Origin of the sequence: Variovorax sp. RA8 (assembly GCF_901827175.1) — a bacterium.
Taxonomy (GTDB): Bacteria; Pseudomonadota; Gammaproteobacteria; order Burkholderiales; family Burkholderiaceae_C; genus Variovorax.
Genome location: NZ_LR594662.1, coordinates 6,277,636 through 6,299,354 on the forward strand (window position 1 = coordinate 6,277,636; position 21,719 = coordinate 6,299,354).

Consider the following 21,719-nt stretch of genomic DNA (forward strand, 5'->3'; position numbering starts at 1 on the left):
CATCTCCCACCCTCCGAGGAATGAATCCATGTCCACCCTGTCTGCTCCCGTTTCCGCTCCCGCTTCCGCTTCCACCGTCGCGCGCATGCGCGCCCACGTGCTGGACGAGGTCGATGGCCCGCTGCAGCTGCGCGAATTACCGCTGCCTCGCGCCGGTCACGGCCAGGTCCTGGTCCGCATCGATGCCAGTGGCGTCAACCCGCTGGACACGAAGATCCGCGCCGGCCAGGCGGCCCACGCGCGCCAGCCCCTGCCGGCGGTCCTCGGCATGGACCTGGCCGGCAGGGTCGAAGGCGTCGGCGACGGCGTGAGCCGCTTCGTTCCGGGCGACAGGGTCTACGGGCTGGCCGGCGGCATCGGCGGTCTGCAAGGGTCGCTGGCGGACTACGCCGCGGTCGACGCCGACCTGCTGGCCCGCGCGCCGTCGAACCTGTCGCCGCGCGAGGCCGCGGCCCTGCCGCTGGTGTTCATCACCGCCTGGGAAGGCCTGGTCGACCGCGCGAACGTGCAGCCGGGCCAGACGGTGCTCGTCCATGGCGGTGCGGGCGGCGTCGGCCACGTCGCGATCCAACTGGCGCGCGCACGCGGCGCGCGGGTCTTCGCAACCGGCAATGGCGCGCAGCAGGAGACGATACGTCGCCTCGGCGCTACGCCCATCGACTACACCGCCGAGACAGTCGCGCAGTACATGCAGCGCCTGACGGACGGCGAGGGTTTCGACATCGTCTACGACACGGTCGGCGGGCCGGTGCTGGATGCGTCTTTCGAAGCGGTGCGCATCTACACCGGGCATGTGGTCAGCGCGCTGGGCTGGGGCACCCATCGGCTCGCGCCGCTGTCCTTCCGGGCGGGCACGTACTCGGGCGTGTTCACCTTGCTGCCCATGATCTCCGGCCGTGGCCGCGCCCACCACGGCGAGATCCTGGCGCAGGCGACCCGCCTGGCCGAGTCGGGCCAGCTTGCGCCGCTGATGGACGCGAGGCGCTTCGGTTTCGAGGATGCCGATGCGGCACAGCGGGTGGTGGCCGCGCAGCAGGCGCAAGGGCGCATAGTGGTCGAGATGGGCACGGCATGAGCGCTCGCAGCCAACGGCCGCGCTGCCGGCCGGCGGTCAGCGCCCGAGCGAGCCGGCCGCGGCCGTGATCTCCGCCGCGTCCGGGAAGTAGCACAGGCTGCTCGGCCCATCCGGCGCCTCGATGTGCTCCCAGGCAATGATGCCGGCTTCGTCGATCAAGAAGTGCCCGACCAGCTGCGTGGCATGGCTTGCCATGATCGCGCTGTCGGCGTCGTCCAGCTCGAAGCCGTCCTGCGCATTGAGCGCGGCATTGGCGGCCATCGGCTGCGTGGGCTGCGGCAGCTCGCCGGTGGGGTTGATGCGTGCCGCCTCGAAGTCCGCCATCCGCGTGCGCGAAGGCCACTGGGGCACCTCGCTGCTGCCCTCGGGCAGGAATTCGAGGCGCGGCACGCCGAAGGCCCGGTGCGTGCGGCAATCCGGGTCCGCCAGCAGCAGCAGCGGCATCGGCCGGTAGCCGAAGTACAGGCGTGCGCGTTCCACCGGCGTGTTGATCACCGCCACCGTCTCGACCCCCGCGGCGCGCAGGGTCGGCTGCATGTCGGCGAGCTGTCTCACCTGGCGGCGGCAGAAGGGGCAGTGCAGCCCGCGAAAGAGGCCGAGCACGAAGGGGCGCCCGCGCAGGTCCGCGAGCGACACCATGCCGCCTTCACGGTTGGCCGCGGGGAGCGTGAATCCGGGCGCGGGGTCTCCCGGTTGCAGCGGGTGGTGCAGGTCTCCCACGGGGCACTCCTTGGTCGGGTGGCTCTCGCGAGCGGGCGGGGCGTTCGACCGTATCACTTGTCGTGCGGCGGCACAACGTGGCGTGCCCCCGGCCCGCTCCCCCACCTGCCCCTGTGCGGCGGCGCGCGGGTGAACCACAATGCCATCGGGATGAATGGACCGGCACACGGTGGAGGTGTCCATGCTGATCGACGCGGATTCGGACATGGCCCGCGCGCCACCGGGCTCAGCCCCGGCGCCGCCGGCAACGGACGCTGCGCCACGCGGGGAGGCGCTGCAACGGACCGCACGCCGCTGGCACCTGTTCCCCAAGTACGCGCTGCTGATCATCACGCTGGTCTGCGGCATGCTTGTCGCGAGCGGTGCGGTCGTCATCTACTTCTCTTACCGCGAGAACCAGTCGCACGTCGTCGCGCTGCAGGCCGAGAAGGCCCAGGCCGCAGCGACGCGCATCGAGCAGTACGTGCTGAACATCGAGCAGCAACTGGGCTGGACCGCGCTGCCGCGCGCCGATGGACCCGGCAGCAATGCGCGGGAGGCACGCTACATCGAATACCTGAAGCTGCTGCGCCAGGCACCGCCGATCACCGACGTGGCGTGGATCGACAGCACCGGGCACGAACAGCTGCGCATCTCACGCCTGGGGATGAACGAGCTCGCCAGCGCCGTGGACCGCTCGGCCGAGCCGGCCTTCCGCAGCGCGATCGAGGGCCGGACCGGGTTCGGCCCTGTCCACTTCCGCATGGGCACCGAGCCCTACATGACGCTCGCGCGCCCCGCCGGGCCCGGCGGCGGCGTGACGATGGCCGAGCTCAACCTGAAGTTCGTCTGGGACGTGGTCTCGCGCATCCGCATCGGCGCGGGCGGCCTGGCCTACGTGGTGGATGCCGACGGCACGCTCATCGCCCACCCCGATATCAGCCTGGTGCTGAAGAAAACCGACATGAGCGCACTGCCACAGGTGGCGGCACGGCTGCGGCCCGGCGCCGACGACGCGAGGGAGCTTGCGCGCGACCTGTCCGGCCAGCGGATGCTGGCGGCCCATACCCCGATTCCGTCGCTCGGCTGGACGGTGTTCGTCGAGTCGCCCCGCGCCGAGGCCTTCGCGCCGCTGTACGTCATGCTGCAGCGCATGGGGCTGGTGCTCGTGCTGGCGGTGCTCGTCTCGATGGCGGCGACCTTTTTCCTGGCGCGCGCGCTGGTGCGCCCGCTGCGCACGCTGCAGGCAGGCGCGGCGCAGATCGGCGCCGGTGACCTGGACCGGCGCATCGAGGTGCACACCGGCGACGAACTCGAAGGCCTTGCCGACCAATTCAACCGCATGGCCGCGCAGTTGCGCGAGTCGTATGCAGGGCTGGAGCGCAAGGTCCAGCAACGCACTGCCGAGCTGCGTGAAGCGCTGGCCTACCAGACCGCCATCAGCGAGGTGCTGCGCGTCATCAGCGAGTCCCCGACCGACGTGCAGCCGGTCTTCGAGGCGATCCTCGACTGCGCGGTGCGGCTGCTCGGCAGCCCGACCGCCGCGGTGTTCCGCTACGACGGGCGTCTGGTGCACCTGGTGGGCCAGCGCAACTGGTCGCCCTCTGCGATCGAGAACGCCAGGCGCTTCTACCCCGGGCCACCGGACCTGCGCATGATCAGCGGCCGGGTGATCGCGTCGCGCAAAGCCGTGACGATCGTCGATGCCTCGGCGGATGCAGCCTACGACCCCGCCACTGCCACGACCGGCCACTGGCGCCGCATGCTCGGCGTGCCGCTGCTGAAGGACGGCGCGCCCATCGGAGCGATCGCAGTGGCCTGGACCGACGCCGGCGACACGCCGCAGCGCCAGGTCGAGCTGCTGGAGACCTTCGCCGGCCAGGCCGCGATCGCCATCGAGAACCTGCGGCTCATCAACGAGACCCAGGACGCGCTGGCGCAGCAGACCGCCAGCGCCGAGGTCCTGCGGGTCATCAGCAGCTCGGTGGCGGATACGAGGCCGGTGTTCGATGCCATCCTCGGCAGCTGCGAGCGCTTTCTCTCGGCGAGCGGGCTGGGCATCGCGCTGGTCGGCGACGACGGCATGATGCACAACGGCGGCTTTCGCGGCGCCCGCGAGCAGCTGCTGCGCGCCATCGTCGGCGTCTTTCCGCGTCCGCTCGAGGGCAGCGCGACGGGGCTCGCGCTGCGCGAGCGGCGCGTCATCCACTACCCCGCCGTGCGCCATGACGCAGACGCACCGGCCGGCTTGCGCCACGCGGCCGAGTCCACCGGCGATTTCACGATCGCGATCGCGCCGATGCTGTGGGACCAGCGCGGCGTCGGCGCGGTGCTGGTGCTGCGCGAGCCACCGAATGCCTTCTCGACCCAGGAACTCGCGCTGCTCAAGACCTTTGCCGACCAGGCCGTCATCGCGATCCAGAACTCGCGCCTGTTCGGCGAGATCCAGGACAAGGGCCGCCAGCTCGAGCTGGCCAACAAGCACAAGTCGGAGTTCCTGGCGAACATGTCGCATGAGCTGCGCACGCCACTGAACGCGATCATCGGCTTCAGCGAGGTGCTGGCCGAGAGAATGTTCGGCGAGGTCAACGACAAGCAGCTCGAATACCTGAAGGACATCCACAACTCCGGCCACCACCTGCTGAGCCTGATCAACGACATCCTCGATCTGTCCAAGATCGAGGCCGGCCGCATGGAGCTGGACCTGTCGAGCTTCAACCTGCCGATGCTGCTCGACAACACTGTCACGCTGGTGCGCGAGCGCGCGCTGCGGCATGGGCTGACGCTGGCGCTCGAGATCGACCCGGCCATCGGCGACTGGGTGGCCGACGCGCGCAAGCTCAAGCAGGTGGTGATCAACCTGCTGTCGAACGCGGTCAAGTTCACGCCCCCGGGCGGGCGCGTGACGATGCGAGCACGCGCGCTCGACCAGGCCGTCGAGATCGCGGTGGTCGACACCGGCGTGGGCATCGCAGCCGACCAGCAGGCGCTGGTGTTCGAGGAATTCCGCCAAGCCGGCGGCGACTATCTGCGCAAGGCCGAGGGTACCGGCCTCGGCCTTGCGCTGGCGAGGCGCTTCGTCGAGCTGCACGGCGGCACCCTGCGGGTGGAAAGCGCCCCGGGCGAGGGCTCGACCTTCGCCTTCGTGCTGCCCCGGCGGGCGCCGGGGGACACGCCGCAAGAACGGGATTGATCGCCGAGGGCAAGAGGAGGAACATGGCGCCCAGGCTCCACATTCCGCGCGCCCGCCCACGGCGCGTCGACAAGGTGATCGGCATGACATCGAACGGGGCAAGGATCGTGCTTTCGCGGCGTGCCGCGATCGTCACCGCGTTCGCGGCTCTCGCGATGCCGTCTGGGGGGCAGCCGCGAAGGGCGGAAGCGGCCAAGGCGCGGCTGGGCATCCTCAGCGCCTCGACCCCCGACCCGGTCACGCTGCGCACCCAGATCGAGCCGCTGCGCCAGGGGATGCGCGAGCTGGGCTACGTCGAGGGGCAGAACCTGTCCATCGAACTTCGCTGGGCGGAGGGAAAGTTCGAGCGCCTGCCCGCCTTGCTCGACGAGTTGCTGCGGCTCGACATCGACGTGCTGATGACCACCAGCCCGCGGCCGGCGATGCTCGCAAAGGAGGTGGTGAAGACCTTGCCGATCATCGCCGTGGGTGTCGACGACCCCGTGAAGTCGGGACTGGTCGCCGACCATATACGCCCAGGCGGGAACATCACCGGCATCTCCGCCGCGTTCGACGGCCTCATGCAAAAGCGCCTGCAGCTCCTCAAGGACATCCTGCCGACGGCGCGCCGCTTTGCCATCGTGTTCAACCCGAACACCCTGCCGAGGGCGGAGCTCGCGCGGGGCGTGGCCAGGTGGGAACCGGCCCTCGGCGTGGCGCTGCAGATCGAGGAAGTACGCGGGCCGGATGATTTCGAGCCCGCCTTCGCGTCCATCGTCGGCGCAGGCACGAACGCGATTGCCCTCGTGGCCGACCCCATGATCTGGACCGAGCGCACCAGGCTCGGCGCGTTGTGCACAAAGCACCGCCTGCCGTCGATCTGGGGAGGCGCGGCCTACCTCGAGGCCGGCGGCCTGCTTTCCTACCAGGGCGACTGGTCCGCGCTCTTCTACCGCGCCGCCGCCTTCGTCGACAAGATCCTTAAGGGCACCAAGCCCGGCGACATCCCCTTCGAGCAGGGCACCAAGCTGGAACTCGCCGTCAACCTCCAGGCGGCCAAGGCGCTCGGCCTGACGATTCCGCACAGCGTGCTGGTGAGCGCCGACCGGTTGATCGAATGACGCCGGGGGCACCACCATGACCCGGACCGTGAGCACCATCCTGATCATCGAGGACAACGACAAAAACATGAAGCTGGTGCGCGACATCCTCCGGCACGAGGGCTACGCCACGCTCGAGGCGGCGACCGGCCGCGAGGGCCTTCGCCTCGCCCTCGAGGCGCGACCCCACCTGGTGTTGATGGACATCCAGCTGCCCGACACCGACGGCATCGCCGTGCTGCGCGAAATCCGCCGCGACGCCGCGCTCGACGCGGTGCCCGTGCTCGCGGTCTCGGCCTCGGTGATGCCCGACGAGCAGCAGAAGATCGTCAGCTCCGGCTTCGACGCCTTCATCACCAAGCCGATCCAGCTGCAGCAGTTTCGCGAGACGGTGCAGCGCATGTTGAAGGAAGGCCGTCCGCAACGATGACCACCGCCCGGCCGCCCGAACGCGCGAGCACCCCCTCGGGGGGCAGCGCAGTACACGAAGTGACGAGCGTGGGGGCGCCATTCCCCCCCACCATCCTCGTCGTCGACGACACCCCGCTCAACGCCAAGCTCCTGGCCGACCTTCTCGGCGCCAAGGGCTACCGGCCCGTGACCGCCGCCTCGGGCGCCGAGGCGCTGAAGAAGCTGGCCGACGAGAAGCCCGACCTGGTGCTGCTCGACGTGATGATGCCGGGCATGAGCGGCTACGAGGTGTGCGCCGCAATCCGCGCCGACCCGGACCACGCAATGCTGCCCGTCGTACTGGTCACCGCACTCGATCCGGCCAGGGAGCGGGTCAAGGGCCTGGAGGCCGGCGCCGACGACTTCCTGAGCAAGCCGGTCGCGCAGGCCGAGCTGCTGGCGCGCGTGAAGTCGCTGCTTCGAATCAAGCAGCTCTACGACGAGGTCGAGCGCCAGAGGAGCGCGCTGGCCGAGTGGAACCGCACGCTGGCCCAGCGGGTGCATGAGGGCGTGCGCGAGCTCGAGCGCGTGGGCCGCCTGCGACGCTTCTTCTCGCCACAGCTCGCCGAGGCCATCGTCAATGGCGGGGCCACCGATCCGCTCAAGAGCCATCGTTGCGAGATCACCGTCGTCTTCCTCGACCTGCGCGGCTTCACCGCCTTCACCGAGACCGCGGACCCGGAGGAAGTGATGGCCGTGCTCGCCGATTACCACGCGGCGATGGGGCAGCGCATCCTCGAGTTCGAGGGCACGCTGGAGCGCTTCACCGGCGACGGGATCATGGTCTTCTTCAATGATCCGACACCGATCCCCGACCCCGCCCCGCGCGCTGCGCGCATGGCCCTGGCGATGCAGGAAGACGTCGCGCTGCTGGCCGAGCGCTGGCGCAAACGCGGCCACGCGTTGCAGATGGGCGTAGGCATTGCGCAGGGCTTCGCCACGCTCGGCGGCATTGGCTTTCCGGGGCGCATCGACTACGGGGCGATCGGCACCGTGACCAACCTGGCGGCACGGCTGTGCGGGGAGGCGCGGGGCGGCGAGATACTGGTGTCGCAGCGCGTGTGGGGATTGATCGAAGGCATCGTCGACGGCGAATCCGCGGGCGCGCTCGTGCTGAAGGGATTTGCGCGGCCGGTGGAGGCGGCCCGGCTGCGTGGCGGCAGAGACACCGCTGCCGACGCGGACATCAGCCCCCGCCCTGACTGCGCTCCCACGTAGGCCATCCGCCATATGGAGAGAGCCGCGCTTTGGGCGTACAACATTGACGCCCGAGGGGCCCGAGCGGCTGTCGGTGGGTGTGTGCAATGTCCAGAGGTGATCGGCTTTGGCCCTGGTATCACCGCCCGTGGCGGGGCAAGGGAAAGACCATGGACAAACCTTGCGGTAAGGCCGTGCTCTGCGCTGGCGCAGCAGCGGCGGCGCTGATGTCGATGAGTTTTGCATGGGCCCACGAACCGGGCCGGATGACTGGCGGCGGCAGCTTCTTCTGCCCCTACTACGGTGGGTATCAGAGAGTGACCCACGGATTCGAGCTGCATTGCGGAACGGGTGGCGCATTCGAAGGGGCCGACCCCGCGGAGCCGAACAACCTCGAGATCAACTTCTCCGGTGGCGACAATTTCCACCTGACCACCCTGACGAAAGGTCTTTGCAGCGACGACCTCGCCATCGACCAGAAGCCTCCTGTCGCGCCCTTCGACACCTTCGTGGGCGAAGGCACCGGAACCTTCAACGGACAGCCCGCGACGATCAGCTTCACCTTCGTCGATGCCGGAGAGCCGGGCACATCGGACACTGCCCGGGTTCTCATCACCGCCGGATCGACGGTGCTGGATTGCGATGACGCAGCTGCCCCGCTGACCTTCGGCAATCACCAGGCGCACAAGCTGACGGGCGGCAGCAAGTAACGTCCCCGCGCCGACCCAGGAGGCTCCCTCGTGGCCAGCGGAAAAGGAAAGCATCGAGCGCGCCGGGCATGGGCAGGCCTGTGCCTGGCAGCGCTTTCGCTGGCCCCGGCCGGAGCGTTGCTCGCCGCCGAGACCGGCAGGAGTGCCTTCATCGAATTCGGCACGGGCCAGCAGCCCGGCCATGTCGATGTCCAGGGCGCCGAGCCGGACTTCGCGAGCCTGGGCGGCGCGCTCTACAACCCCTTCAGCCCCGCCTTCGAGACGGTGGCTACGGCGCCCAGCGCCGCCTCGCCGCCGCGGCGCGAGAGCGACGATGGAAGCCGCGGCCTGGTCACGACGAGCGTCGCGGCTTTCATCGCGGCCGGGTGCCTGGGCCTACTCGTTCGCCTCCTGGTGGCGAGCTAGGAGCGCGCGGCTGCCGGCTTTCATGCCCCTTCAATTGTTTGCAGCCTGGTCCAGAAAAGCCGCAAAGTTACAGGGTCGGCCGGCCCGAGCGGGAGAGCATCATGATCTCGACGATTGCGAAACAAGTCTGCTTCCAGCTCGACAGCCGATTGACCGCGGCTGAAGCAACGCTGGCGGCCGACGCAATGGCATCTCCAGTTCTCGCGGCGGTTGTCGCGGAGTTTCGGCGGAAGTTCGCGAAGACGCGACCTTCGATGGAAGGCGACGCTGCAGGCGGCCAACGGGAGGCCGTGGTGGAACTTGAGCAGGCGGCCGACAGTGCCAAGTGGGCGGCTTTGGCGGACCCGGGTGCGTCCGAACAGAGCAAGCTGGCAGTCGTCGCCGCGCACGACGCGATCTGCTGGTTCAAGGCGACCGGCTCACTGCTCGACCGGGAGTTCGCCGAATAACCCCGCAGGCAGACTGGCTAGTCGCCGGGTGAACCGGGCTTCGCCCCGCCCAGCGCACAGCAGAAGTCGAACAGCTCTTCAAGTTCGGTGGACTTGTCGAACACGGCGTCTGCACCCAGCGCGGCGCAGCGTCGGCGGATTTCTGCCGTGGGATAGTTCGTCAGCACGACAACCCGCTGATGCGACGCACGCTCGCGACAGCCATGCAGCACACCCAGTCCGGAACCCTCTCGCAGGAACATGTCGACGATCGCCAGGTCCCAATGCCCGTCGTGCCCCTTGAGCCAATCGATTGCGTCCTTCTCGCCCTCGGCAAAGGCAACGACGCGAGCCCCGCCGAGGTCGGCGAGGGTAGGGATGAGATTGCTGCGGATCGTCGCGCTGTCTTCGACGAGAAAGGTGACCAGGACCATGGATGTTCGGAGTTGGACACCAGCGTATGAACACGCCGCGCTCTGCGTCAGGAGCGAGTTGCGCGCAGGCTTGTAGGCATTTGTCCTTCAAGGGGGATAGACTGCCAGGGAGATCCTGCCCGGCGGGAGCACCCGACAAGGAAGGCCATGCCCCACCCACGAGATCCAGCAACCTTTTCCACGATCCTCCACGAAGGGGGCCCAGCGGCCGCGCTTGCCTACCTGAACGAGGCGGTGCCGCATCGATACTCCGCGGTCTATCGGCTGGATGGCGACAAGCTCCAGAACCTGTTCCTGCATGACAAGCAGGGTGAGGTTCGGCCCGAGTTCCTGGCAACCGTGCCCTTCGAGGTGAGCTTCTGCCAGTTCGCTCTGCGCGATGGCACGTTTCGAACGCACGACTCGGCCCAGGACGCGCGGCTCGACGGTCACCCCTATCAGGGCGTCATGGTCAGCTATCACGGGGTGCCCCTCCTCGACGACCTGGGTGAGCTGTTCGGAACGCTCTGCCATTTCGACGTCAGCGCGCACGGCCTCCCCGACGACGAGTTCGAGCTGCTCGAGAAGGCGGCGCGGATTTTTCCGGCGTACCTGCAGTTGCATAAAGGCTGAAGGCTGAAGGCTTGGCCGTGCGTTGCGCACATCGATTCAGGCTGTTCGCGAAGCCGAGCACTTCCTGCAGGAGTTGACTTGGCACCGCACCCCGTGAGCCTCCTGAGCAATGCCTGGCACCGGCTGCGGCGTGCCGTGATGGCCACGCCGGGGCTCGGCGTCCTCGTGCTGGCGATGCGCAACTACATCCTGCACCAGAGCGCAAACCAGGCCGGCAGCCTGGCGTTCTCGTCGGTGCTGGCGATGTTTCCGCTGCTGATCCTGGTGTCGGCCGCCGCCGCCTTCGTAGGGCAGCCGGGCGACGCGGCGGCGCTGGCCGAGCGCGTCATGGGCTACGCGCCGGAGATGGTGCGCGAGGCCGTGCAGCCCGTCATCAAGCAGGTGCTGGCCCAGCGCAACCAGGCGCTGCTGACCATCGGCGTGCTGATCACGTTGTGGACGGCGTCGTCCGGCATGCAGGCGGTGCGTACGGCACTGAACCGCGCGTACGGCATCGGGCGCGGCCTCCCCTTCTGGAAAGCGCGCCTGAAGGTCACCCTGTTCACCGCCGTCGTGGGAATCGGAGTCCTGGCTGCGTTCAGCTCCGTGGTCATCATGCCGTACGTCTGGCAACTGGTGGAGGCCAACGCAGAGCCCGGGCCAGAGGCGCTCTGGATGCGCAACAGCGTTCGTTACGGCCTGGCCTTCGTCACGCTCGCGACGCTGTATGCGCTCCTGTACGGCTGGCTGCCGGACATTCGCCAGCGGCTGTACACCGTTCTGCCGGGCGCCCTGGTGGGCGCGGCGCTATGGGTGGGGGCTGCTGCCACGCTGTCGTACACGCTGCGCACCGCCGGAAAGCTGGCCCTGCTGTACGGCAGCTTCGCAGGCGTGGTCGCCACGCTGGTGTTCCTGTACATCAGCGCAACCACGCTGATCTTCGGCGCCGAGATCAACGGCGTGCTGCGCGAGAAAGCCGCGCCGCCGGAGCCACCGGCGGCCCCGCAGGTCTGAAGAAGGCCGCCGCGGCCGGATCCGACCATCAGGACGTCGATTCGGGTACGGACTTCAACAGCCGCGACAAGTGCCCGCTGTTCGAGAAGTCCAGCCGCCGGCTGACCTGCGCCAGCGTGCAGCCCTCGCGCAGCAGCGTGCGCGCGTGCGCAGCCAGCAGGCGGCGCCGCACGGTCACCGGGGTGGCACCGAGTTCGGCCTCGAAACACCGCTGCAAGGTCCGTGCAGAAACGCCCAGGGAGCAGGCAAGCTCGGGGACGGAGGGCAATCGCTCCTCGCGAAGCAGCGCGCGCCTGAACTCTGCGACCGCCTGGCAGGATATCGGGGCGCTCGCAACGGGGACATGGACGAACTGGGCGGAGCGCACTTGTTCCACCAACGCGTCGACCAGGGTGGCGGCGCTGCGCGTGTGCAGGGTGGGTGCGAGCAATGCATCCAGCATGGCGATGGCGGCGGGATCCAGCCGCATGGCGCCGAGGCGTACGCCGTTGCCGAGCACCTCGGGCGCGAGATACAGCTCGCCATGGCGCTGCTGGCGGGTCGCCGTGCGCGTGCAGTGCTCGGTTCCCATGGGCAGCAGGACCGCATTGCCACGCGTGAGCCGCGCCCGGAGAACACGCGAGTCTTCCTCGACATCAGTCCCGGAGTTCCAGCAGGTCTCCAGTGCGCCCGTTTGCGGCCAGAGCAGCATCGCGCAGTCGTGCCGATGCCATTCGGACTCGTAGGCCGCCAGCCGGCTGCGTTGCACGTAGAAGCCCTGCTGCGCCAGGACCGGCAGTTTGGCCGAAAGCACGGCGGGCGACTTCATGGTTCATTCATTCTAGTGAGGCCTCCCGCCGGTGCCTGGCGCGATTTGGATCGGTCGCCGACGCGGCGCGGGTTGGTCGGCCGCAGGGGCACTCCTAGGATCGCATCGACTGTCCTGGAGCCTCTCATGAACACCTTCCATCGTGCCCGCAGCCTTGTCCTGATGACGGCAATCGCCGCCATGGCGACGACGACTTTTGCTCAAACATGGCCGGCCCGGCCATTGACCGTGGTGGTGCCCTTTCCTGCCGGCGGGGGAACGGACCTGGTCATCCGAGCCATTCAGCCTGAACTCCAGCGTGAACTGGGCCAGCCGCTGGTGATCGACAACCGTGGGGGCGCCGGCGGAACGATCGGCTCGACCGCAGTTGCCAGGGCACCGGCGGATGGCTACGTCCTTGGCATCGCGACCACGAGCACCCACGCGGTGAGCCGGAGCGTCTACAGGAAGCTCCCCTACGACCCGATCGCGGACTTCGAGTACGCAGGATTCATCGGAACCTCCCCCTACGTGCTCGCCGTACACCCGGGCCTTGGCGCCGTTGACGCCGGCGCGGTCATCGCGGCATTGAAGAAGGCGCCCGACCGCTACAGCTATGCCTCCGTGGGCGCCGGGACCGTCTCGCACCTCCTGGCCGAGAAGTTCAAGCAGCAGGTCGGCGTGTCGCTGGTCCATGTGCCGTACCGCGGCGCTTCGCCGGCCTACATCGACTTGATCGCAGGGACGGTGCAGGTGATGTTCGACAACCCGGTCGGCCTCGCGCCGTACATCCGCGCAGGGAAAGTGCAGGCTGTCGCCACGACGGGCCCGAACGCGCTGGTCGCGGATGTACCCACGTTCGCACAGCAAGGCCTGCCTGGCCTGGACCAGCTGCTTTGGTACGGCGTGGTCTTTCCCAAAGGAACGCCGCCGGCCATCGTCCAGCGATTCAACGCCGCGCTCAACAAGGTGCTTTCGAACCGCAGCGTAGCGGCGGAGCTCTCGGCCAAGGGCGTCGATGCCAAGCCCGGACCACCGCAGGCGTTGCGCACGGCGGCGGCAAGCGACGCCGATTTCTGGGGCCGCATCGCGAAGTCGGTCGGAGCAACCCTTGATTGAACCGTTCGTCCCGATGCCGCCGAGCGGCCAGGTGGCCGGACTGCGCGTCTTCATTCATTCGCCGCACGGCGGCAACCCGGTACCGTTCGTGGCCGACGCCGGCCGCATGGATGATGAGCAGATGCGCGGCGTGGCGCAGCGCTACGGGCACGAGTCGGCCTTCTTGCTCCCCGCCTCCGATGCGCGCGCCGATTGGCGGTTGCGCTTCTTCGTGCCACGGCACGAAATGGAGATGTGCGGGCACGCCACGGTGGGTGCGTTATGGGCCTTGAGGCAATGGGGCATCTGGACACGGCCGGCCGCGGTGGTGGAGACGCTCAGCGGCCCGGTTCAGGTCGAGTGGGACGAGGCGTCGGGCCGGGCGTGGGTGTCTCAGCCGGCGCCCACCGTGCGGCATCTGCAGGACCACGAACGCGGCTGGGTCGCCAGGGCGCTCGGGTGGCCCGAGTCCCGGATGCCATCCCTCGTCGTGAATTCCTGCACCAGCCGGACAAAGACCCTGGTGGATGTCGGCAGCGTGGAGGAACTGCAGATGCTGCGACCTGGTGGCGAGCTCGTCGAAGCGGCCTGCGAGGCGATCGACTCGACCGGCCTCTACCCCTACGCCGTGGATGACCGCGCCGCGGACGGCGTGGTGTTTGCACGGCAGTTTCCGCGCTCGTCCGGGTATCCGGAGGACGCCGCCACAGGCATCGCCGCCGCAGCCCTGTGGGGCTTCCTGCATCAATCGGGCCGCATCGCCGTGCGCCGGGCTGACGCGCCGGCGGCATTTCTGGTCCGCCAGGGCGATGCCATGGGCAGGCCGTCGGCCATCGAGATCCGGCCTCGGCGCTCTGACGATGGGAGCGTGGTCGGCTGCTGGTTGAGCGGGCGCGTCGTCTTCGCCGCCTTATGAGCGCAACAGAGAGACTGAAGGCGCTGGGCATCGAACTGCCGCAGGACGTTCGGGCAGCGGCCGACTATCTGCCTGCCCGCGTCGCCGGAGGACTGCTTTTCCTGAGCGGGCAGACGCCGCGCGTCGGTGGCGAGCTCGTCGTGCGCGGCGTCGTCGGCGACGACCTCGATCTGGAAGCGGCCGCCCGGGCGGCCAGGATCTGCGCCCTGCGGCTGCTCGCGGCCGCCCGGGACTTGCTCGGCTCGCTCGACGCCATCGAGCACGTGGTCGAGCTCAGGGTCTACGTGCGAAGCAGCGCCGTCTTCGTGCAGCACAGCGTCGTGGCGGACGCCGCATCGGCGCTGTTCGTCACGCTGTTCGGCGAGCGCGGGACGCATGCGCGCACGGCTGTCGGAGTCGCCCAGTTGCCGGGCGGCGCGGCCGTCGAGATTGCGGCCGTGCTTGCGCTTACGTGACAGCTGCAGCGCCCCGGCGTCCCGGCCCTGCACCCGATCGATGCCCGCTCAATCCAGCTGGATCTTCGCCTTCTTGATGACCCCGCCCCACAGCGCCGAATCGGACTCGATCATCTTCTGGAACACCGCCGGGCTTCCGCCGATGGGCTGCGCGCCGAGGGCCGCCAGGCGGGTCTTGAAGTCGGGCTCCTGCATCGCCTCGTTGATGCTGGCGTTGAGCTTCTGCACGATCGCGTCGGGCGTGCCGGCGCGCGCCACGATGCCGAACCACGAGTAGAGCTCGAAGCCCTTGACGCCCTGCTCGTCCAGCGTGGGCACGTCGGGGAACTGCGGCGAGCGCTCCAGGCTGGTCACGCCCAGCGAGCGCAGCTTGCCGAACTTCAGCATCGACTGGGCGGAGAACTCGATGTCGAAGTACACCGGCACCTCGCCGGCCAGCACCGCGGTCAGCGCAGGCGCGGAGCCGCGGTAGGGAATGGGCGTCATTTCCACGCCGACCACCTGCTTGAAGCGCTCGGCTCCCAGGTGCGGCATGGTGCCGGCGCCGGACGAGGCGTAGTTCATGGCGGCGCCCTTCTCCTTGGCCATGCGGATCAGGTCCTGGATGCCCGTGCCCTTGAAGCCCGGTGCCACCACGACCTGGTGCGGGCTCTTGAAGACGCCCGCCACGGAGCGGAACTCGCGCAGCGGGTCGAAGGACATCGCCGGATAGAGCCACTTGCCGGTGGAAACCACGTTGCTCGCCATCAACAGCGTGTGGCCATCGGCCGGCTGTTGCAGCACGGCCTCGCTGCCGACGATCGCGCCGGCGCCGGGCTTGTTCTCGACGACGACCGGCTGGCCGAGCTTCTGCCCGAGCCCGGCCGCGATGGCGCGCGCGGTGGTGTCGGACGGGCCCCCCGCCGGGAAGGGCACCACCAGCCGGATCGGCTTGGACGGGAAGTTCTGGGCGAGGGCCGCGCACGGGAACGCGAGCGCGGCGGCGGCGGAGATCAGGAGAGAGCGGCGCAAAGTGAAAGTGAAAGTGAACATGAGGTGTCCTGGGAATTCAAGGCCTTCGTGGCAAGGCGTTCGTGAGAAAGATTCGGGGCCTCAGGCGGGCAGCGCCTCGATCGGCGCCTCGCGTTCGGACAGCTGTACCGCGGCATCGCTGGACACCAGCGCATCCTGCTCGACCAGCACGCGGCGGACTTCCTCCGCGTGCGGTTCCGTGCCCGCGGGCGCGGCGGCGGCCAGCGCCGCGTACACCCCGGCCGCATGGCCGAGGCACATCGCCGTTCCCATGTGCCGCGCGCCGCCGTTGGCCTCGCGCGTGGCCGAGATGGCGCGGCCGGTCACGACGAGGCCGGCGACTTCCTGCGGCAGCAGGCAGGCCAGGGGAATCTCGAAGGGTGCGGGCGGCATCCACAACGCGATGCCGGTGCCGCCCGCCTCGTGCAGGTCCATCGGGCCGGCGCCCAGCGCGACCGCATCGGCAAAGCGGACGCCGCCGACGATGTCGCTCTCCGTCAGCGTGTGGCGGCCGACGATGCGGCGCGTTTCGCGCACGCCGACCCGCTCGGCGATGCCGGCCAGCACCGAGGCCTCGAAGCCGGGCACACGCTCGCGCAGGAAGTCGACGACCGACTTCACCTGCTGGCGCCCGGTCTGCTCGGCACGCGTGAGGTCGCCCGCATCCAGCGCATCGATGCCGGGGATGCGGCTCATCAGGCAGATCGCGTCCTTCTCGCCGGGCGTGCTGCAGAAAGACAGGCTTTCCCAGAACAGCCGGCCCTGCTTCACCCCCTCGACGGCGAGCGCACGCTTGTCCTCGCGCGGAAGGGCCCGGAAGGTCTTCACATCGACGTTGGACATGCGGAACACCAGCGTGCAGGGCTGGCGCTGGTGCCGCAGCTCGGGCTCGGCGCCCGCGAAGGGCACGCCCGATGCGGCCGCAATGGCCGCATCGCCGCTGGCATCGACCACCATCGCGGCGCGCAGCGCGCTGCGGCCGGACGCGTTCTCGATCACCACGCCCTCGACCCGGCGCTCGCCGAGCAGGGGCCGCACCACCTGGGAGTGCAGGTAGACGTCCACGCCCGCTTCGCTGGTGATCTCGTCCGCCGCGATCTTCAGCACCTCGGGGTTGAAGGGGAAGTTGGTGATCGTCACCGGGCTGCTGCTCGCCTCGGCCAGCGTGTAGCGGCGAAAGCCCGTGCTGCCGCCGAGCGCGCGCACGCGATCGGTGAGCTCGAAGCCGATGCCGCCGACCACGCGCACGGGGCCGTTGAAGAAGCCGATCCACTGCGCCACCATGCCCGCCGTGCCGGTGCCGCCCAGACAGCCCGAACGCTCGACCACCGCCGTGCGCGCCCCGCTGCGCGCCGCCGCGACTGCGGCGACAAGCCCCGAAGCCCCGCCGCCCACGACGACGACGTCGTAGCGCGAGAGAACGGGCGTGGAAAGACTTTCGTTGATGAATTCGTCGCCTGGCATAAGGTCTCCGGAAGTGGCGCGGCGCCGATGGACGGCGCGCCCGATGTTGTGAAGTTTCCATACTGAACCTGTTTCCATTATACTTGCCACGCAGAATCGCTCCCGACAAAGCCCCTTTCGCCATGCAGACCACACCCCCCGTCAAATCCGCCGAGCGCACGCTCGACCTGCTCGAATTCATCGGCCGCAACGGCAATGCCGCTTCGCAGTCGGACATCGTCGTGGGCCTCGGCGTGCCCAAGGGCAGCCTGAGCAAGCTGCTGGCGACGATGCGCGAGCGCGGCTATGTGACGCTCGACGCCGAGGCCAGGGTCTATCGCCTCGGCCCGGCCGTCCATGCGCTGGTCGCGCAAGCCCAGGCCGCGGCAGACGTGGCCACGCTCGCCCTGCCCGTGCTGCAGTGGGCCACCGAGGTCACCGGCGAGGCCTCGTCGTACACCGCCCTGCGCAACGACGAGATGGAGCGCATGTGCGGTGTCGACAGCGAGCAGCCCCTGAGCTACCGCATGAACAACCACAAGCGCTTTCCGCTGTATTCGTCCTCGGGCGGCAAGGCGGTGCTGGCCGAGATGCCGAAGGCGCTGCGCGAGGCCTACCTCTCCCGCGCGAAGCTGCAGAAGCTCACGCCCTCCACCGTCGCGTCGGTTGCCGCGCTGCGCGCGCAGCTCGCCACCATCGCCGCCGAGGGTGTGGCGGTGTCGCGCAACGAGCACACGCAGGGCGTGGTCGCACTCGCGGTCGCGATCCGGCGCACGGACGACGAAACGCCGGTGGGCGCCATCACCATCGTGGTGCCCGATGCGCGCTTCACTGAAAAGCTGGAGGCGCTGTGCAGGAAGACGCTGAAGACTGCGCGGGCACGGATCGAGAAGGCGATGCAGATGGCGGGCGCTCGCGAGGCGTGAGCGGCGCCGCCCATGGTCCTACACCTCGACGCGCCACCGGCCGGCATCATCGGCCGGCTCCGCGCGCATGCTGAGGTTTGGAAAGGCACTGCCATGAACTCCACCAAGCTCCGAACCTTCTGTACTGCGACGGCGCTTGCCGCCTGCAGCGTCGCCTTCATCGGCTGCACCACGACACGACCCGATGACCGTGCCAGCACGGCATCGTCGCGTAGCTCCATCGAGGCGCAGGTCGACGCCACGCTCTCCAAGCTCTACGACACCGTGCCGGATTCACGCGAAATGGTCGCCAAGTCGAGGGGCGTGCTCGTGTTCCCGGCGGTGGTTGGCGGCAGCCTGGGGGTCGGCGCCGAGTACGGCCGCGGCGCCCTGCGCGTGGGCGGCCGCACCCAGGCCTACTACAGCACGACGGCCGGCTCGGTCGGGCTCCAGGCCGGTGCGCATTCGAGGGCGATGATCTACCTGTTCACCACCCAGGAAGCGCTCGACAAGTTCCGCAACAGCAAGGGCTGGACCGCGGGCGCGGACGCCTCCGTCGCCGCCGCGACCCTCGGCGCCAACGGCAGGATCGATACCAACACGATGCGCCAACCCGTCGTCGGCTTCGTGCTGACCAACGTGGGCCTGGAGGCCGGCGTTTCGCTGCAGGGTGCGCGCATCGCCGAGGTTCGGCTCTAGCCGATCCGCCAGACCCGCCAGACCCGCTGGCTAGTCGGCGTCAGTGTCGTCCGGCGATGTCTCCACCGGGCCCTCGAGCTCGTCGTCGACGTACGCCATCAGCGCCTCGTTGCCGGCGTCGTAGGCATCACGCCAATTGTCGAAAGTGTCATCGCCCGTTTCCAGGTCGAGCCAGACGGCCGGATCGTCCGTGCTTTCCAGCAGGATCCAGTTGAAGTGGCCCGGACTCGGCCGGTCCACGAAGACGGCAAGGCGGCGGTATTGGTCGGTCATGCGAGACAGGGTAGACGCGAGCGGCGACGGGCGCCAGAGGCGATCACCTATGCCAGGAGCCCATGGCGGCCCTCATGGGCGCGTCGGGTCGGGGTAGAACGCGCGCAGGCCCGCCGGTGGGACGAAGGGAGCCCAGCCGCCTTCCGCCTGCGACAGCCGCTCTGCCACCGCATAGAACACCGCCGGGTGAACGCCCAGACCCAGGTGGCTCGCGTCGACCTCGATGTTCTCGGTGAACGGCGTCTCTTCCTGGAAGCTGCTGCGCCAGGACACGATCCCGTCCGAGCGGCTGAAGATGGACGTGGCGGGCACCAGCGGCGTGGGCCTGACCCACTTCTGGCGCCTGGGATCGTTGGCAGAACGGCCGCTCAGCAGCTCGTACACCTTGGCGGCGCGGGTGGCCTTCGGGCTGCCGTGCAAGGGGCTGCCCAGCGTGACGACGCCCCGCACCGACTCGGGCGACCTCGAGGCAAGCATCCGGGCGAACACGCCGCCGAGGCTCCAGCCCACCAGGCTCACCTTGCCCGAGGACTCGTGCAGGCGGCGAAGCAGGCCGAGCAAGCCCTTTTCCACGCCCGGTAGAGGCCCGCAATTGGCGCCAAGGCCCCAGCCATGGACCGTGTAGCCCCGCGTCTCCAGGAACTTCCGGAGCATCTCCGTGGAGCCGTCGCTCGCGCCGAGGCCGGGCAGCACGATGACCGCATGGCCGTCACCGCGAGGCGCCAGCTGAAGGAGCGGCCAGAGCGCGAGCGTCGCGCCGGCTTCCCATACCGCCCGCCCCTCGGCCAGCAGCAGGATCTTGGAGGGCGGATGGGCCGCGGTGGCTGTCATTGGCATGGTGGTTCTCCCGTGGTCTGGCCTGAAGCGCACAAGGTAGGGCGCAAGCGACGGATTCCGCTGGGACAGGAGCCATCCACTGCGTAGGCGGACTTGCCATTCTCGAGGCGGCATGTCTTTTGACATGGAGTGCGCCTTCGATGTCGCCCGGCGTCTTCATCGTCCTACTCGCGCGGCTTGCCCGTGGGCTGTTTGATAGCTCGCACCATGCACCCCATTGTCCAGACCGCACTGCGGAGTTTGCAAGGCTTGGCTTGTGCCAGGGTGGCCGAGCAATGCCGGCGGGTGGCGTGGCTGTCGCGCGTACACATCGCGTCGCCCCTTCTGGAAGAACGTGCGCGCAGCGTGGTCGCCTGGGAGAACCAGCTCGCGATGCTGCGGCTGGCCATGACCCCGGAGGAACGGGTCGAGCTCAAGATCAAGCGCGCGATCTACCTGCGCATGCTGATGGAGAGCGCGCCGGCACGGCTGCAGCCCTGGGTGGATGAGGATGATCTGGCGGACATGCCGGCCTCGCATCTTTTTGAATGGGTTGCGTATGACCTGGAGCGGCTGGAGCTGGATGAGATCGAGGCGACGTTGACGCCGCGGGAAGAGGAGCGGTATGCGAGGGAGGCGGGGGAGTTCAAGGGGTTTGAGTAGGCGGGCTTACGCAGGACGGCCCGGCGAACACTGCCGTGGAGGTTCACGTGTTCAATGACCGCCGTCCGATCAGCCCGTCATATCAGAACGCATGCCGGATGCCAAAGTCGTATCCGGTTGAACTGCGTGGTGCCAACCCTGATGCTCCTGCACCTGTAGACAGATAGGCCCCGCCGCCCGTCACCGCCCCCATGATCGCCGGATTGTTCTGACCGTCCTTGACCCGAATGCGGGCAACCGTGGCGTACAGCGCCGTGCGCTTTGAGAGGTTGTAGTCGTACCCGACGGCAAGCTTGTTCACCGATGCGTCTCGTCGCGGCGTGAATGGGGTGGCCAAGGGGCCCAGGTCGTTGTCGAACTTGACGCGTGAGTACGACGCCTTGATCAGACCTGCGCCGACGGGCACGGTGACGCCCAGAAGCCCGCCCTTGTACTTGTCTGAATCACGAAGCGCGACAGAACCTAGCACCGGCGACGGCGCCGCTGACAACGCTCGATCCGTGACTTGCGAGACTTCGCCGAAGACCTTCATGAAACCAAAATCGTACGAGGCACCGAGATTGATGGTTTTGATCTTCTCGTCCAGATTGACGCCAGTGGGAAATCCGGCGGCGTTCATGCCAATGGTGTCCGCTGCCGTGCTTTCCCCATAGGCCAAGGCAGCGTCGATCGGCCCGGCAGCGTAACCCAACCGGCCGCCGAAAAAGCGCCCCCTATGGCTTGGACTTCCCGGCATATTGCTCTGCGAGACGTTCTCGTGCAGTGCGTACTGCAGCTGTCCATAGACCCCGCCCAGATTGGGCGGAAGGAAGTAGCCGATGCTGTTGCTGGTGCGAAGGTAGTTGTCGGAAGCGGCCACGGGCGACCCAGGACCTCTTACCGTCTGCAGATTCGTCCCAACAGTCGAAACGACATTGGCGCCGACTCCGATCGTGCTGAATGGGCTGAAGACCGAGTCGTTCCAGAAGGTTGGCGTGAAGTCGCGGCCCAGCCTAAGCTCGCCAAAGGGGCCGGACAAGCTGACGGTCGACCGTCGGTTGAAACTTGCGACCCCGGTTGCGCCGCTGTCCGGCGTCGTGCCCGCTTCGAGCCAGAAGCTGGCCGCGAGTCCTCCGCCAAGATCCTCTGTGCCCCGAAAGCCCAAACGGCTGTTCGATTGCCCGCTGTTGGACAAAACCGTCTGGCTCCGGGTGACGCTCGGCAGCGGAGGCATCAGTGCAGCCGTGTTGTTGTAGAAGTCGCTCTTCGAACTGTAGTGGCTGACCCCGACATCCACGACGCCGAAGAGCGTGACAGACGATTGGGCTGTGGCCGCGGTGACGCAAGTCAGCATACCGGCGGCAGCGACGATGGTTCTGTTCATGGTTGTGATCTCTAT

Annotated in this window: 24 protein-coding genes; 16 read left to right on the forward strand and 8 right to left on the reverse strand. The window is 68.5% G+C overall.

The window, feature by feature from the left end; all coding sequences use genetic code 11:
• Positions 1 to 28: 28 nt before the first annotated feature.
• On the forward strand, positions 29 to 1,075 hold the full coding sequence (locus E5P3_RS29890) for a zinc-dependent alcohol dehydrogenase family protein (RefSeq protein ID WP_232073373.1): 1,047 nt from the start codon (positions 29 to 31) through the stop codon (positions 1,073 to 1,075).
• Between the two features lie 36 nt (positions 1,076 to 1,111).
• Here E5P3_RS29890 and E5P3_RS29895 read toward each other — a convergent pair whose 3' ends face one another.
• Positions 1,112 to 1,795 carry a peroxiredoxin-like family protein gene (locus tag E5P3_RS29895; RefSeq protein WP_162589273.1) on the reverse strand — a complete coding sequence of 228 codons (684 nt, stop codon included), beginning with the start codon at positions 1,793 to 1,795 and terminating at the stop codon, positions 1,112 to 1,114.
• Positions 1,796 to 1,976: 181 nt separating this feature from the next.
• Here E5P3_RS29895 and E5P3_RS29900 point away from each other — a divergent pair, with 181 nt between their 5' ends.
• From E5P3_RS29900 to E5P3_RS29930, 7 genes are all read left to right on the forward strand, one after another.
• On the forward strand, positions 1,977 to 4,967 hold the full coding sequence (locus E5P3_RS29900; protein ID WP_162589274.1) for a GAF domain-containing protein: 2,991 nt from the start codon (positions 1,977 to 1,979) through the stop codon (positions 4,965 to 4,967).
• A 23-nt stretch (positions 4,968 to 4,990) separates the two neighbouring features.
• Positions 4,991 to 6,067: an ABC transporter substrate-binding protein gene (locus E5P3_RS29905; protein ID WP_162589275.1), complete on the forward strand. Its 1,077-nt coding sequence runs from the start codon at positions 4,991 to 4,993 to the stop codon at positions 6,065 to 6,067.
• A gap of 16 nt (positions 6,068 to 6,083) precedes the next feature.
• Complete coding sequence (locus E5P3_RS29910; RefSeq protein ID WP_162589276.1) at positions 6,084 to 6,476, forward strand: response regulator; 393 nt, start codon at positions 6,084 to 6,086, stop codon at positions 6,474 to 6,476.
• On the forward strand, positions 6,473 to 7,714 hold the full coding sequence (locus E5P3_RS29915; protein ID WP_162589277.1) for an adenylate/guanylate cyclase domain-containing protein: 1,242 nt from the start codon (positions 6,473 to 6,475) through the stop codon (positions 7,712 to 7,714). Before E5P3_RS29910 ends, E5P3_RS29915 begins: the two co-directional genes overlap by 4 nt.
• Positions 7,715 to 7,863: 149 nt before the next feature.
• On the forward strand, positions 7,864 to 8,403 hold the full coding sequence (locus E5P3_RS29920; protein WP_232073375.1) for a hypothetical protein: 540 nt from the start codon (positions 7,864 to 7,866) through the stop codon (positions 8,401 to 8,403).
• Positions 8,404 to 8,433: 30 nt separating this feature from the next.
• Complete coding sequence (locus tag E5P3_RS29925; protein WP_162589279.1) at positions 8,434 to 8,808, forward strand: hypothetical protein; 375 nt, start codon at positions 8,434 to 8,436, stop codon at positions 8,806 to 8,808.
• A gap of 101 nt (positions 8,809 to 8,909) precedes the next feature.
• Positions 8,910 to 9,257 (forward strand): hypothetical protein, encoded by a 348-nt coding sequence (locus E5P3_RS29930; RefSeq protein ID WP_162589280.1) that lies wholly within the window; start codon positions 8,910 to 8,912, stop codon positions 9,255 to 9,257.
• A 17-nt stretch (positions 9,258 to 9,274) separates the two neighbouring features.
• On the opposite strand, the gene E5P3_RS29935 is transcribed toward E5P3_RS29930, so the two are convergent.
• Positions 9,275 to 9,670 (reverse strand): response regulator, encoded by a 396-nt coding sequence (locus E5P3_RS29935; RefSeq protein WP_162589281.1) that lies wholly within the window; start codon positions 9,668 to 9,670, stop codon positions 9,275 to 9,277.
• A gap of 147 nt (positions 9,671 to 9,817) precedes the next feature.
• Here E5P3_RS29935 and E5P3_RS29940 point away from each other — a divergent pair, with 147 nt between their 5' ends.
• Entirely contained in the window at positions 9,818 to 10,282 is a 465-nt protein-coding gene (locus tag E5P3_RS29940; RefSeq protein ID WP_162589282.1) for a GAF domain-containing protein, read from the forward strand.
• 78 nt (positions 10,283 to 10,360) lie between these two features.
• The gene (locus tag E5P3_RS29945; RefSeq protein WP_162589283.1) at positions 10,361 to 11,275 is read left to right on the forward strand and encodes a YihY/virulence factor BrkB family protein; all 915 of its coding nucleotides are present in this window, start codon (positions 10,361 to 10,363) and stop codon (positions 11,273 to 11,275) included.
• A 28-nt stretch (positions 11,276 to 11,303) separates the two neighbouring features.
• On the opposite strand, the gene E5P3_RS29950 is transcribed toward E5P3_RS29945, so the two are convergent.
• Complete coding sequence (locus E5P3_RS29950; protein ID WP_162589284.1) at positions 11,304 to 12,083, reverse strand: AraC family transcriptional regulator; 780 nt, start codon at positions 12,081 to 12,083, stop codon at positions 11,304 to 11,306.
• Between the two features lie 126 nt (positions 12,084 to 12,209).
• On the opposite strand from E5P3_RS29950, the gene E5P3_RS29955 reads away from it, so the two are divergent.
• The 3 genes from E5P3_RS29955 to E5P3_RS29965 are packed head-to-tail and all read left to right on the forward strand — an operon-like array spanning position 12,210 to position 14,531.
• On the forward strand, positions 12,210 to 13,181 hold the full coding sequence (locus E5P3_RS29955; protein ID WP_162589285.1) for a Bug family tripartite tricarboxylate transporter substrate binding protein: 972 nt from the start codon (positions 12,210 to 12,212) through the stop codon (positions 13,179 to 13,181).
• A complete protein-coding gene (locus E5P3_RS29960) occupies positions 13,174 to 14,076 on the forward strand; it encodes a PhzF family phenazine biosynthesis protein (RefSeq protein WP_232073377.1) in 903 nt (300 codons plus the stop codon). Before E5P3_RS29955 ends, E5P3_RS29960 begins: the two co-directional genes overlap by 8 nt.
• Positions 14,073 to 14,531 carry a RidA family protein gene (locus tag E5P3_RS29965; protein WP_162589286.1) on the forward strand — a complete coding sequence of 153 codons (459 nt, stop codon included), beginning with the start codon at positions 14,073 to 14,075 and terminating at the stop codon, positions 14,529 to 14,531. The genes E5P3_RS29960 and E5P3_RS29965 overlap by 4 nt, the downstream gene beginning before the upstream one ends.
• A 48-nt stretch (positions 14,532 to 14,579) precedes the next feature.
• Here E5P3_RS29965 and E5P3_RS29970 read toward each other — a convergent pair whose 3' ends face one another.
• Together E5P3_RS29970 and E5P3_RS29975 are read right to left on the reverse strand one after the other, a co-directional pair.
• Entirely contained in the window at positions 14,580 to 15,563 is a 984-nt protein-coding gene (locus E5P3_RS29970) for a Bug family tripartite tricarboxylate transporter substrate binding protein (protein ID WP_162589287.1), read from the reverse strand.
• Positions 15,564 to 15,623: 60 nt separating this feature from the next.
• Positions 15,624 to 17,006 carry an FAD-dependent oxidoreductase gene (locus E5P3_RS29975; RefSeq protein WP_162589288.1) on the reverse strand — a complete coding sequence of 461 codons (1,383 nt, stop codon included), beginning with the start codon at positions 17,004 to 17,006 and terminating at the stop codon, positions 15,624 to 15,626.
• A 122-nt stretch (positions 17,007 to 17,128) separates the two neighbouring features.
• Between E5P3_RS29975 and E5P3_RS29980 the strand changes: the two genes are divergently transcribed.
• Together E5P3_RS29980 and E5P3_RS29985 are read left to right on the forward strand one after the other, a co-directional pair.
• Complete coding sequence (locus tag E5P3_RS29980; protein ID WP_162589289.1) at positions 17,129 to 17,911, forward strand: IclR family transcriptional regulator; 783 nt, start codon at positions 17,129 to 17,131, stop codon at positions 17,909 to 17,911.
• Between the two features lie 93 nt (positions 17,912 to 18,004).
• The gene (locus E5P3_RS29985; protein ID WP_162589290.1) at positions 18,005 to 18,589 is read left to right on the forward strand and encodes a BPSL1445 family SYLF domain-containing lipoprotein; all 585 of its coding nucleotides are present in this window, start codon (positions 18,005 to 18,007) and stop codon (positions 18,587 to 18,589) included.
• 30 nt (positions 18,590 to 18,619) lie between these two features.
• Here the strand turns inward: E5P3_RS29985 and E5P3_RS29990 are convergent, their stop codons facing one another.
• Positions 18,620 to 18,862 carry a hypothetical protein gene (locus E5P3_RS29990; RefSeq protein ID WP_162589291.1) on the reverse strand — a complete coding sequence of 81 codons (243 nt, stop codon included), beginning with the start codon at positions 18,860 to 18,862 and terminating at the stop codon, positions 18,620 to 18,622.
• 72 nt (positions 18,863 to 18,934) lie between these two features.
• The gene (locus E5P3_RS29995; protein ID WP_232073379.1) at positions 18,935 to 19,699 is read right to left on the reverse strand and encodes an alpha/beta fold hydrolase; all 765 of its coding nucleotides are present in this window, start codon (positions 19,697 to 19,699) and stop codon (positions 18,935 to 18,937) included.
• A gap of 207 nt (positions 19,700 to 19,906) precedes the next feature.
• Here E5P3_RS29995 and E5P3_RS30000 point away from each other — a divergent pair, with 207 nt between their 5' ends.
• The gene (locus E5P3_RS30000; protein ID WP_162589292.1) at positions 19,907 to 20,341 is read left to right on the forward strand and encodes a hypothetical protein; all 435 of its coding nucleotides are present in this window, start codon (positions 19,907 to 19,909) and stop codon (positions 20,339 to 20,341) included.
• A gap of 82 nt (positions 20,342 to 20,423) precedes the next feature.
• Here the strand turns inward: E5P3_RS30000 and E5P3_RS30005 are convergent, their stop codons facing one another.
• Positions 20,424 to 21,704 (reverse strand): porin, encoded by a 1,281-nt coding sequence (locus E5P3_RS30005; protein ID WP_162589293.1) that lies wholly within the window; start codon positions 21,702 to 21,704, stop codon positions 20,424 to 20,426.
• Positions 21,705 to 21,719: the final 15 nt, after the last annotated feature.